Annotated in this window: 13 protein-coding genes; 12 read left to right on the top strand and 1 reads right to left on the bottom strand. The window is 61.1% G+C overall.

Annotated elements, in window-relative coordinates:
- The first annotated feature begins 104 nt into the window (after positions 1-104).
- Positions 105-716 (top strand): pyridoxamine 5'-phosphate oxidase family protein, encoded by a 612-nt coding sequence (locus tag AC1DNI_RS08420; RefSeq protein WP_027231742.1) that lies wholly within the window; start codon positions 105-107, stop codon positions 714-716.
- 1 nt (position 717) lies between these two features.
- Here the strand turns inward: AC1DNI_RS08420 and phnF are convergent, their stop codons facing one another.
- The gene (gene phnF, locus AC1DNI_RS08415) at positions 718-1461 is read right to left on the bottom strand and encodes a phosphonate metabolism transcriptional regulator PhnF (RefSeq protein WP_027231741.1); all 744 of its coding nucleotides are present in this window, start codon (positions 1459-1461) and stop codon (positions 718-720) included.
- 90 nt (positions 1462-1551) lie between these two features.
- On the opposite strand from phnF, the gene phnG reads away from it, so the two are divergent.
- The 11 genes from phnG to phnE (AC1DNI_RS08360) all read left to right on the top strand — a co-directional run bounded on the left by phnG (position 1552) and on the right by phnE (AC1DNI_RS08360) (position 11044).
- Positions 1552-2025, top strand: coding sequence for a phosphonate C-P lyase system protein PhnG (phnG, locus tag AC1DNI_RS08410; protein ID WP_477691554.1), 474 nt, complete (start codon positions 1552-1554; stop codon positions 2023-2025).
- A complete protein-coding gene (gene phnH, locus AC1DNI_RS08405) occupies positions 2025-2636 on the top strand; it encodes a phosphonate C-P lyase system protein PhnH (RefSeq protein WP_477691553.1) in 612 nt (203 codons plus the stop codon). Before phnG ends, phnH begins: the two co-directional genes overlap by 1 nt.
- Before the next feature lie 4 nt (positions 2637-2640).
- On the top strand, positions 2641-3735 hold the full coding sequence (locus tag AC1DNI_RS08400) for a carbon-phosphorus lyase complex subunit (protein WP_477691552.1): 1095 nt from the start codon (positions 2641-2643) through the stop codon (positions 3733-3735).
- Positions 3732-4613, top strand: coding sequence for an alpha-D-ribose 1-methylphosphonate 5-phosphate C-P-lyase PhnJ (locus AC1DNI_RS08395; protein ID WP_477691551.1), 882 nt, complete (start codon positions 3732-3734; stop codon positions 4611-4613). Before AC1DNI_RS08400 ends, AC1DNI_RS08395 begins: the two co-directional genes overlap by 4 nt.
- Complete coding sequence (phnK, locus tag AC1DNI_RS08390; RefSeq protein WP_153668908.1) at positions 4610-5386, top strand: phosphonate C-P lyase system protein PhnK; 777 nt, start codon at positions 4610-4612, stop codon at positions 5384-5386. The genes AC1DNI_RS08395 and phnK overlap by 4 nt, the downstream gene beginning before the upstream one ends.
- Before the next feature lie 9 nt (positions 5387-5395).
- Positions 5396-6106 (top strand): phosphonate C-P lyase system protein PhnL, encoded by a 711-nt coding sequence (phnL, locus tag AC1DNI_RS08385; RefSeq protein WP_477691550.1) that lies wholly within the window; start codon positions 5396-5398, stop codon positions 6104-6106.
- Positions 6103-6717, top strand: coding sequence for a DapH/DapD/GlmU-related protein (locus tag AC1DNI_RS08380; RefSeq protein ID WP_477691549.1), 615 nt, complete (start codon positions 6103-6105; stop codon positions 6715-6717). Before phnL ends, AC1DNI_RS08380 begins: the two co-directional genes overlap by 4 nt.
- Positions 6718-6836: 119 nt before the next feature.
- The gene (phnC, locus tag AC1DNI_RS08375; RefSeq protein WP_091945371.1) at positions 6837-7670 is read left to right on the top strand and encodes a phosphonate ABC transporter ATP-binding protein; all 834 of its coding nucleotides are present in this window, start codon (positions 6837-6839) and stop codon (positions 7668-7670) included.
- A gap of 84 nt (positions 7671-7754) precedes the next feature.
- A complete protein-coding gene (phnD, locus tag AC1DNI_RS08370) occupies positions 7755-8672 on the top strand; it encodes a phosphonate ABC transporter substrate-binding protein (RefSeq protein ID WP_477691548.1) in 918 nt (305 codons plus the stop codon).
- 75 nt (positions 8673-8747) lie between these two features.
- Positions 8748-9716, top strand: coding sequence for a phosphonate ABC transporter, permease protein PhnE (phnE, locus tag AC1DNI_RS08365; protein ID WP_477691547.1), 969 nt, complete (start codon positions 8748-8750; stop codon positions 9714-9716).
- Positions 9713-11044, top strand: coding sequence for a phosphonate ABC transporter, permease protein PhnE (gene phnE, locus AC1DNI_RS08360; protein WP_477691546.1), 1332 nt, complete (start codon positions 9713-9715; stop codon positions 11042-11044). The genes phnE (AC1DNI_RS08365) and phnE (AC1DNI_RS08360) overlap by 4 nt, the downstream gene beginning before the upstream one ends.
- Positions 11045-11071 lie beyond the last annotated feature (27 nt).

Raw genomic sequence — 11071 nt, 5'->3', positions numbered from 1 at the left:
ATACGAGTGGGCGGCTGCTGTCATGGGAAAGTTCCGGGGGCGGGGGCTGTCATATCCGCTTAATAATGCAATGTTAGTCGCGCCATATTTGCACGGAGAATCGAATGTCGCGCATCACGTCGATCGAACAACTCGAGGCGATCTACAGCGGTGTTGCCGAGGCCTCGACGGCGAAGGTCACCGACCGAATCACGCCGGAATATCGCCGCCTCATCGAAGGCTCGCCGTTCGTGGCCCTGGCGACATCCGGCCCGGAGGGGCTCGATTGCTCGCCGCGCGGCGATCTGGCGGGATTTGTCCGCATCCATGACGATCGTACCTTGATGATCCCCGACCGCCGAGGCAACAACCGGGTCGACTCGCTGCGCAATATCGTCCGCGACCCGCGCGTCGCGCTGCTCTTCCTGATCCCGGGCGTCAACACGACGTTCCGCGTCAATGGCCGCGCCTTCCTCGATACGGACAGGGCATTGCTCGACAGTTTCGCCGTCGAAGAGAAAGCGCCGCGATCGGTGATGGTCGTCGAGGTGGAGGAGGCCTATTTCCAGTGCGCCCGCGCCTTGATCCGCTCCGAACTTTGGAATCCGAAGAATCATCGCTCGCCGAAAGAGTTTCCGACCCCCGGCCAGGTTCTCGCCGCTCTCAGCGAAGACCGTGTCGGCGGCGAGGCCTATGACCGCGAATGGCCGCAGCGTGCAGCCAAGACCATGTGGTAGATCAAAGCGCCTTGTTGTCGATCGCAATTTCCATGCGGTCGGCGGCGAAGCGGGTCTTGGCATATTCGACCGGACGGCCATCCATATCGACATTGATCGCAGTCGCAACGAGCACGATCGCCCCCGGCGACAGTTGCAGGTGGCGCAGGTCGTCGGCATCGGCATGTCTTGCCGCGATGATCGTCGACTTGCGCAGATAATCGTCAATTCCCGCGGCCTTGAGCGCGAATGTTATCGAACCGGATGAACGATAATCCTCGGCGGCGTTGGGCACGCGCGCGGCATCGAACCAGGCCGTCGAGCAGGTGACAGGGTTGCCATCCGCCGTGTGCAGCGTGTCGATGCGAACGACGTCTCCTGCCGGCATGCCAAGCGCCGCGGCAATTTCGGGCGTCGCCGCTTCGGTGCGGTAAGAGAGCAATACGCCCTTGGTCTCGCGCACCTGCGTTGCGAGGATCTGCGAGAACCGCGTGCGCTCGCCGATGCGGTAGATCAGCTTGCGGCTGTTGGCGACAAATGTGCCTCGCCCCTGCTCGGCGCGCAGCACGCCTTCCTTCGTAAGCGCGGCAATTGCGCTTCGGATGGTGTGGCGATTGACGGAAAATCGCGCGGCCAGTTCGATTTCGGGCGGCATGCGTGCGCCACTCGCCATTCTCCCCGCCGTGATGTCGCCGCGGATCTGGTCGGCAATCTGCCGCCAGATGGCGACACCGCTGTTTCGCGTAATGAATCGCGCTGAAGTCACGCTTTGTCATGCTCCTGTCATTGACCATCCCTATAGATGGACTTATTGTCTAGTTGTATAGATGAATAGACAAGTTTGAGCGAGGTGTCAATGACCAAAGATTTTCAGGAAATGCCGGCGACCGTCGATGCCGGGCGCAAGGCCGCCATGGCATTGCTCGCCCAGGCGACCGCCGATGAGATGACCCGCTTCTGGTCCGTCTGGACCGACAAGCCGGAAGTCGAGACCTTGCGCGGGCCCGAAACGGGCCTCGTCATGGTTCGCGGACGCATCGGCGGGTCGGGGGCACCGTTCAATCTCGGGGAAGCGACTGTGACCCGCGCGACCGTGCGACTCGGCAGCGGCGCCGTAGGCCACGCTTATGCGCTCGGTCGCCAGGGCGAAAAAGTCCGCCTTGCCGCCGTCTTTGATGCGCTTTGGCAAGACGATGCCAAGCGCGACGTCGTCGAAACGTCCGTCCTTGCGCCGATCGCGCAGCGGCTCGACGAGGAACTGAGGACCAAGCGCGCCGAGACGGCAGCAACCAAGGTCGATTTCTTCACAATGGTGCGAGGGGAAGACTGATGAGCACGAATACTCAGGTTTTTGAGGGCGGCTTCACCAATCCGGTCATGGGATCGCAGCAGATTTTCCGGGCGCTGATGGATGCCATGGCCAATCCCGGCCGCGTATTTGACGTGCCGGAACTCGTCGCAGCGCCGGCCCCGTTGACGCCAGTAATGGCGGCGATCGCCGCCACGCTGTTCGACCACGATGCCACAGTCTGGTGCGACAAGTCGATCAGCGCCTCGAAGGACGCCATCGGCTGGCTGAAATTTCATACGGGCCTCGAACTCGTCTCCGATCCGGCGGCTGCGCAATTCGCCCTGGTGAAAGACGTCGCCGCAATGCCGTCCTTCGAAGCCTTTGCCAAGGGGACGTCGGAATATCCCGACCGCTCGACGACGGTCATCCTGCAGCTCGACGGATTTGAGGGCGACAACGTTCTGACCCTGCGCGGACCCGGCATCAAGGACACACAAGACTTCGCGCCGAGCCAGCTGCCGAAAATGTTCATCGATCAATGGACGGGTAATCGTGCCGCCTTTCCGCGCGGCATCGATCTGATCTTTGCCGGACGGGACGCGCTCGCCGCCCTGCCGCGCACGACGCGCGTTGCGAAGAAGGAGGCTTAAGGCCATGTATGTTGCAGTCAAGGGCGGCGAAACCGCCATCCGCAGTGCCCACAGGCTTCTTGCCGACAAGCGCAGGGGCGATCGCTCCGTGCCCTCGATCCGGCTCGACCAGATCGTCGAACAACTGGCACTCGGCGTCGACCGCGTCATGGCCGAGGGATCGCTTTACGACCTCGAGCTTGCGGCACTCGCCATCAAGCAGGCGCGGGGCGACATGATAGAGGCGATCTTCCTTGTCCGCGCATATCGCACGACGCTGCCGCGTTTTGGCTATACGCTTCCCATCGAAACGGCGGCAATGGCGATAGAACGGCGCATCTCCGCAACGTTCAAGGATCTGCCGGGTGGACAATTGCTCGGGCCGACATTCGATTATACGCACCGCCTGCTCGATCCCGAGCTCGCCGCCGATGCCGCGGTCGAAGCGCCGGAGGAGCGGGTGGAGGAAACGCACGAGCCTGCGCCGCGCGTCACCGACATTCTCGGCCATCACGGCATGATCGAGACGGACGGCGAGTTGCCGGAAGGGACAGCGCCTGGCGATCTGACCCGCGAGCCGCTCGCCTTTCCGCTTGAGCGCGATCTGCGCCTACAAGCGCTTGCCCGCGGCGACGAGGGTTTTCTGCTCGGTCTCGCCTATTCCACACAGCGGGGCTATGCCCGCAGCCATCCCTTCGTTGGCGAAATCCGCATCGGCGAAGTCGAGGTCGAACTTGAAGTCGCGGAACTCGATTTCCCGCTGACGCTCGGGCGCATCCGCCTGACCGAATGCCAGATGGTCAACCAGTTCAAGGGTTCGGCGAAGCAGCCGCCGCAGTTCACCCGTGGCTATGGCCTGGTGTTCGGCCAGAGCGAGCGCAAGGCGATGTCGATGTCGCTCTGCGATCGCGCATTGCGGGCGAGGGAACTCGGCGAGGATATTACCGCCGCCGCCCAGGACGAGGAATTCGTCATTTCCCACAGCGATAATGTCCAGTCGACCGGCTTTGTCGAGCATTTGAAGCTGCCGCATTACGTGGATTTCCAGGCCGAGCTCGACCTGGTGCGCCGGATGCGGGCCGAACACGAACGCCGCGACGTCCAGGAGGCAGCAGAATGACCGAACTCGCAACATACAACTTTGCCTATCTCGACGAGCAAACGAAGCGGATGATCCGCCGCGCCATCCTGAAAGCCATTGCCATTCCGGGCTACCAGGTGCCTTTCGCCTCGCGCGAAATGCCGATGCCCTATGGCTGGGGCACGGGCGGCGTGCAGGTGACGGCGGCAGTCATCGGACCCGATGACAGGCTGAAGGTTATTGACCAGGGCGCCGACGACACCACCAACGCCGTATCAATCCGCGCCTTTTTCCAGAAGACCGCAAATGTCCGTGTCACGACCAGCACAACGGAAGCAACGATCATCCAGACGCGGCACCGCATCCCGGAAACACCGCTCACCGCCAGCCAAATCCTCGTCTATCAGGTGCCCATCCCCGAACCCCTGCGCTTCCTCGAGCCCCGCGAGACGGAAACGCGGAAAATGCACGCGCTCGAAGAATACGGCCTGATGCATGTGAAGCTCTACGAGGACATCGCCCGCCACGGCCACATCGCGACGACCTATGCCTACCCGGTAAAGGTCGAAGGGCGTTATGTCATGGACCCGTCGCCGACGCCGAAGTTCGACAATCCGAAGATGCATCGCTCGCCGGCGCTGCAACTATTCGGTGCAGGACGCGAAAAGCGCATCTACGCGGTTCCGCCCTACACGGAAGTCGTCAGCCTCGACTTTGAAGATCATCCATTTGAAATCCAGAGCTTTTCCGAGCCCTGCGCGCTGTGCGGCGCCAGGGGTACCTACCTCGACGAGGTGATCCTCGACGACAAGGGCGGCAGCATGTTCGTGTGCTCGGATACGGATTTTTGTGAAGACCGGCAGGCGCATGGCCATCGCGGCCATCTTTCGGCCAATCCGGCGGAGGCAGCAGAATGAGCGATACACCACTTCTCAAAGTCAATGCAGTTTCGAAATTCTATGGAAGCCGGATCGGCTGTCAGAATGTCTCGTTCGAACTGTGGCCGGGCGAAGTGCTGGCCATCGTCGGCGAATCCGGTTCAGGCAAAACCACGCTTCTGAACTGTCTGGCGACCCGGCTTGCGCCTTCGGCAGGTTCTGTCGAATACCGCATGCGGGACGGCCAGTTCCGCGATCTTTACCGCCTCAGCGAAGCCGAGCGGCGGTTGCTGATGCGCACGGACTGGGGTTTCGTGCACCAGAACCCGGCCGATGGCTTGCGCATGACGGTCTCAGCCGGCGCCAATGTCGGTGAGCGGCTGATGGCGGTCGGCGACCGGCACTATGGCCGCATCCGCTCGACGGCGACCGATTGGCTCGGGCGGGTGGAAATCGCCGCCGACCGCATTGATGACGAGCCACGCGCCTTCTCCGGCGGTATGCGCCAGCGCCTGCAGATTGCACGCAACCTCGTAACCAACCCGCGTCTGATCTTCATGGACGAACCGACCGGTGGGCTCGACGTCTCGGTACAGGCGAGGCTGCTCGACCTTTTGCGGGGCCTCGTCAGCGACCTTGGCCTTGCGGCAATCGTCGTCACCCATGATCTGGCCGTCGCGCGGCTGCTTTCGCACCGCATGATGGTGATGAAGGACGGCCATATCGTCGAAACCGGCCTCACCGACCGCGTCCTCGACGATCCGCAGGCGCCTTACACCCAGCTTCTCGTTTCATCCATCCTGCAGGTCTAGGAGAAGATCATGCCAACGCCTCTCGTTGTCTCCGATGTCGCCAAGAGTTTCACAATGCACCTGCGTGACGGCATCCGCTTGCCGGTGGTCACCAACGTGTCATTCTCGATCAAGGCCGGCGAGTGCGCCGTTCTTGGCGGCCCTTCCGGTGCCGGAAAGAGCTCGATCCTGAAAATGATCTACGGAAATTATGCCGTGGATCAGGGCCAGATCATCGTTCCCTACCGCGACCGCCTTGTTGACATTGCCTCGGCCGATCCGCGAACCATGCTTGGTATCCGCCGCGAAATGGTCGGCTATGTCAGCCAGTTCCTGCGTACCGTGCCACGCGTTTCGGCGCTTGACGTTGTCGCCGAGCCGCTCGTCGCCCGCGGCGTCGATCGCGGCGAAGCCCGCGACAAGGCGGCGGTGCTGCTCTCGGGACTCAACCTCCCCGAACGGCTGTGGGCATTGCCGCCCGCCACCTTCTCCGGCGGCGAGCAGCAACGCGTCAACATTGCGCGCGGCTTCATTACCGATCATCCGGTCCTGCTGCTCGACGAGCCGACAGCATCGCTCGACGCCAGGAACCGCAGCGTCGTTGTGTCTATGATCGAGGCCAAGAAGGTCGCGGGCGTCGCGATGCTCGGCATCTTTCACGACGAGGACGTGCGAGAAGCCGTTGCCGACCGGATCATCGATGTCACGGCGTTTTCGACCGCAGGCGGAGTTGCGGCATGACGAAACTCTCGGAAACGCCACTGATCCATCCGACGGCGAGCGTCGAAGGCTGCGCGTTCGGCCGTTATACGGAAGTTGCAGAGCGCTGCCGCCTCAGTGAATCGAGCTTCGGCGACTATTCCTACATCATGCAGGACGGATCTGCCTGGTGCGCCAAGGTCGGCAAATTCGCCAACATAGCTTCGAACGTTCGCCTTAACGCGCCCAACCATCCGACCTGGCGGCCGACGCTGCACCATTTCACCTATCGTTCGGGCGACTATTGGGACGACGGCACGGTTGACGAGCAATTTTTCGACTGGCGGCGCACCAATACCGTCACGATCGGCCATGATGTCTGGATCGGCCATGGCGCGACGGTGCTGCCGGGCGTCACTGTCGGCGACGGCGCAGTAATCGGGGCAGGGGCGGTGGTCACGAAGAACGTCGATCCCTACACGATCGTTGGGGGCGTTCCGGCGCACAAAATTCGTGATCGCTTCGACCGAAAAACGGCTGAACAACTGCAGGTCGTGGCCTGGTGGGATTGGGACCACGCTAAGTTGCGCTCTGCGCTCGATGATTTTCGCTCGCTCTCCATCGAGGCGTTCCTTGAGAAACACGCGGTCTAAATCGAAGGAGCGATAGGGTTAACGGACTGACATCAAGTTGTCATTCGGCTGCAACAAAAACGACATCGCACGTTCACATCCGTGTCCTAGGACAGTGCAGCGCCAATAGGGACCTGCTTATGCTGAAGATTGAAAACGTGACGCGCCGGTTTGGCAAGTTTACTGCCATCGACGATGTCAGCCTGGAGATTCCCCAGGGTCAGATGGTAGGCATTATCGGCCGTTCCGGTGCCGGCAAGTCGACGTTGCTTCGCATGATCAACCGTCTCGTCGATCCCTCGGAAGGTGCGATACTCTTTGAAGGCACGAATGTGGCGCAGTTGAAGGGCGCCGCCTTGCGCAACTGGCAGCGCGATTGCGCCATGATCTTCCAGCAGTTCAATCTGGTGCCGCGCCTCGACGTTCTGACCAATGTACTGCTCGGTCGCCTCAATCATCGCTCGACGATCAAGAGCCTGCTCGGCATGTTTTCGCGCGAGGAGCGTGCGATGGCGATTGCGGCGCTGGAGCGTCTCGACATCGCGAAGACCGCCCTGCAGCGGGCGGGAACGCTCTCCGGGGGCCAGCAGCAGCGCGTCGCGATAGCCCGCGCTCTAATGCAGAACCCCAAGGTTGTTCTTGCCGACGAGCCGATCGCTTCGCTCGACCCGCGCAATGCCCAGGTGGTGATGGAGTCGCTGCGCGACATCAATGAGCGCGAGGGCCTGACGGTCATCACCAATCTGCACACGCTCGATACCGCCCGCCATTTCTGCCAGCGCATCATCGGCATGCAGGGCGGCAAGGTCGTCTTTGACGGCGGACCCGACGATCTCACCGAACTTGCCGCGCGCCGCATCTACGGTGCAGACGGCATGAAGGACGCCTTTTCGGAGGCAATCACTTCCACAAGTATCAGCCGCGGCACACCCAAGCCGATTTCAGAGCTGGAGGCCGTTCTGGCCGCGCGTTGAGCGCACCGAGATCGGCTCGCCCACGATACGGGCCACTAATGAAACTGATCGCAAACTCATATCGACGTTTGACAGGAGAGAACTATGTTCAAGAAAGCCCTTCTTAGTGCAATCGCAATCGGCGCCATGCTGGCCGGTTCGATGGCACGTGCCGAAAACCTCGAAACATTCCGCATCGGTCTGATCGGCGGCGAAAACGAAGCCGACCGCCTGCGCAACTACCAGTGCGTGGTCGATCAGCTGCCCAAGGTCCTCGGTGTCAAGGAAGTCAAGCTCTTCCCGGCAACCGACTATGACGGCGTCATTCAGGGTCTCCTTGGCGGCACGCTCGATGCTGCTGAACTCGGTGCATCCGGATATGCCAAGATCTATCTGACCAATCCGAAGGCAGTCGAACCGATCCTGACCGACGTCCAGACCGACGGTTCGACCGGCTATTATTCGATCATGATTGCCCGCAAGGACAGTGGCATCAAGACTCTTGCCGACATGAAGGGCAAGAAGCTCGGCTTTGCCGATCCGGATTCCACCTCTGGCTACCTCATCCCCGTTACCTCGCTGCCGAAGGACATCAACGCTTCGGTCAAGGATTACTTCGGTGAAACCGGCTTCGGCGGCGGTCATGAAAACCTCGTTCTCGCCGTCAAGGACGGCAAGTTCGACGCCGGCACGACCTTTGGCTCGGGCGTCGGCAAGTTCGAAGAGGGATATTCTTCCGGCAATCTGCGCAAGATGGTCGACAAGGGCCTGATCGACATGAAGGATTTTGTCGAACTGTGGAAGTCGCCGCTTATTCCGAACGGTCCGACCGTTGTTCGCTCATCGATGAACAAGGAAACGATCGCTAAGTACAAGGAATATCTGATGAACCTTCCGAAGACCGATCCGGCATGCTTCGCCGCGGCCTCTTCGACCGGTGGCGACCGCAAGGGCTACACGGAAGTTAACGCGCAGTTCTACCAGCCGATCATTGACGCCCGCAAGGCGCAGATCGGCGGCTGATTGCCATCCAATGATCACGGCCAGTTCCCTCAAGGTTCTGGCCGTGAATTTTTTGTGCTCACTAAGGATCGGTTGATGAGCCAGGCTACGACCACCACCCTGTCGCCCGACGGTATCGAGATAGAACGCCACTGGCTGGAGCTTGCGACGCGCCGGCGTGCCTATTCATGGCTGATCGGCATTGGTCTGCTCGTGGCGGTCGCCGGGTCCCTGTGGTTCGCCAACGACTCAAACGCCGGCAAGTTCTTCGACCGGCTGCCGCACTTCTTCGAATTTGCGGGCGATCTCGTTCCGCGCGACGGCTGGGAAGTGTGGCGGGCCTTGTTCGATCTGCCGTCACCCTATTACGACGGCAGCCTTAAATACGATTATCCGGAAGGGCGGGTCTATCTGTTCGGCGGGCTCTACTTCCCGGAATATTTCTACAAGATGTTGCAGACCCTCAATATCGCGATCCTGTCGACGCTTGTCGGCTTCATCTTCGGCTTCCTGCTCTGCTTCCTTGCCGCCAAGAACCTCGTCAAGAACCGGCTGATCCGCGGCGTCGTGCGCCGGACCATGGAGATCCTGCGCGCGTTTCCGGAGATCGTCATCGCCGGCTTCTTCGCCGCAATCCTCTCGCTCGGCGCCATACCCGCCATGTTCGCCGTGGCCATCCATACGATCGGCGCGCTCGGCAAGCTCTTCTTCGAAGTCGTCGAGAATGCCGACATGAAGCCGGACGAGGGTTTGCGCGCCGCCGGCGCCAACTGGTTCGAGCGGGTCGGTTTCGGCATCGTGCCGCAAGTCATGCCCAATTTCATGTCCTATGCGCTGCTTCGCCTAGAAATCAATGTGCGTGCCTCGACGATCATCGGCGCGGTCGGCGGCGGCGGCATCGGCGAGGAATTGCGCCTGTCGATCGGCCGCGGCCACCAGGCAAAGACGCTTGCCATCGTCCTTCTGCTGCTGGTGACCATCATCGCCGTCGATCAGTTTTCCGCCTGGCTGCGCCGCCGTCTCGTCGGCAAGCAGGCCTTCGCCTTTGGAGGCAAACAGTCATGAGCGCCCTGTCCGCTGCCGCCATTGCCGATTACGAAAGCCGTCACCCGGAGGTCTTCAACCCGCCCGTGTGGAAGCGCTTCCTGCCGCTGTTCATCGCTGCCGGCATCGTCCTTTACGTCGTCTACTGCTGGTGGTTCTTTTCGATCGGCACCGTGCTCGCGAGCGGCCAGTGGCAGCGCGCCGAAATTTATGCGCGCGACTGGGTCTCCTACGCGGTCAGGGCGACAGTCAAGATGAGCCCGGAGGCGACAACGGTTTCCTATCCGCGTTTTTCCGAGCTTGGCAACAATCCCAATCCGGATTGGGTGATCAAGAACGGCAATGACGTGTCGATCCGCTTCGGCTCCAGCAAGTCGCTCGATATCAACGCCCAGCGCGTGATTGCGACGCGGGGAAGCGAAAGCCTGACGATCCTGATCGAACCGGACGGCGCCAAGCCGCAAGGGGCCTTGCCGAAATGGGCACAGCTGAAGGAGGACCAGGTTACGGTGAATTTCGGCTTTGCCGGGCAGGCGGATATTATTCCCGAGCGTGTCGTGGTGAGCCGGCGCTTCCTCGGATGGGCCAATTTCGTCTTCGATACCGCATCGCCATTCTGGGGCAAGTCGTTCGGCGAAGTGATGTCGATGATCACCAGCGGCGAGCGCATCAAGCCTGAGATGTCGAATGCAGCGCTTGCCTTCGACAATATCTGGTACAATTCATCATGGCAGCATGGCGACGTTTGGACCAAGCTCCTGCAGACAATCGTCATGGCCTTCATCGGCACCTTGCTTGCAACGATCATCGCGTTTCCGCTCGCGTTCGTTGCGGCTCGCAACATCATGCCGAATTTCTTCGCCAACCAGATCACCAAGCGCTTCTTCGATTTCCTGCGCTCGGTGGACATGCTGATCTGGGCGCTGTTCTTCACCCGCGCCTTCGGTCCGGGGCCGCTTGCCGGTATCGCCGCGATCTTCTTCACCGATACGGGCACGCTCGGCAAGGTCTATTCGGAGACGTTGGAAAACATCGATGACAAGCAGCGCGAGGGTGTCAAATCCGTGGGTGCATCGCCGGTGAACGTGCAACGCTATGGCGTCGTGCCGCAGGTCCTGCCGGTATTCGCCAGCCAGGCGCTGTACTTCTGGGAATCGAACACGCGCTCGGCGACGATCATCGGCGCCGTCGGTGCGGGCGGTATCGGCCTCAAGCTGTGGGAGGCGATGCGCACCAACACCAACTGGCATAATGTCGCCTATATGGTCGTGCTCATTCTCATCGTCATCTTCATCTTCGACAATATTTCCAACGCACTGCGCTCGCGCCTGACTGGAAAGCAGCACTAGATTGTCGATCCGCAGATCCCAAGCGAT

It is taken from the genome of Phyllobacterium sp. 01N428, from assembly GCF_056399405.1.
Note: the sequence above shows the minus strand (reverse complement) of the source record. Positions and strands in the feature narration are given on the sequence as shown.

Excerpts from the sequence above, each read along its gene's own strand:
- AC1DNI_RS08420 (WP_027231742.1), top strand. The coding sequence starts at position 105 with ATGTCGCGCATCACGTCGATCGAACAACTCGAGGCGATCTACAGCGGT.
- phnG (WP_477691554.1), top strand. The coding sequence starts at position 1,552 with ATGACCAAAGATTTTCAGGAAATGCCGGCGACCGTCGATGCCGGGCGC.
- phnH (WP_477691553.1), top strand. The coding sequence starts at position 2,025 with ATGAGCACGAATACTCAGGTTTTTGAGGGCGGCTTCACCAATCCGGTC.
- AC1DNI_RS08400 (WP_477691552.1), top strand. The coding sequence starts at position 2,641 with ATGTATGTTGCAGTCAAGGGCGGCGAAACCGCCATCCGCAGTGCCCAC.
- AC1DNI_RS08395 (WP_477691551.1), top strand. The coding sequence starts at position 3,732 with ATGACCGAACTCGCAACATACAACTTTGCCTATCTCGACGAGCAAACG.
- phnK (WP_153668908.1), top strand. The coding sequence starts at position 4,610 with ATGAGCGATACACCACTTCTCAAAGTCAATGCAGTTTCGAAATTCTAT.
- phnL (WP_477691550.1), top strand. The coding sequence starts at position 5,396 with ATGCCAACGCCTCTCGTTGTCTCCGATGTCGCCAAGAGTTTCACAATG.
- AC1DNI_RS08380 (WP_477691549.1), top strand. The coding sequence starts at position 6,103 with ATGACGAAACTCTCGGAAACGCCACTGATCCATCCGACGGCGAGCGTC.
- phnC (WP_091945371.1), top strand. The coding sequence starts at position 6,837 with ATGCTGAAGATTGAAAACGTGACGCGCCGGTTTGGCAAGTTTACTGCC.
- phnD (WP_477691548.1), top strand. The coding sequence starts at position 7,755 with ATGTTCAAGAAAGCCCTTCTTAGTGCAATCGCAATCGGCGCCATGCTG.
- phnE (WP_477691547.1), top strand. The coding sequence starts at position 8,748 with ATGAGCCAGGCTACGACCACCACCCTGTCGCCCGACGGTATCGAGATA.
- phnE (WP_477691546.1), top strand. The coding sequence starts at position 9,713 with ATGAGCGCCCTGTCCGCTGCCGCCATTGCCGATTACGAAAGCCGTCAC.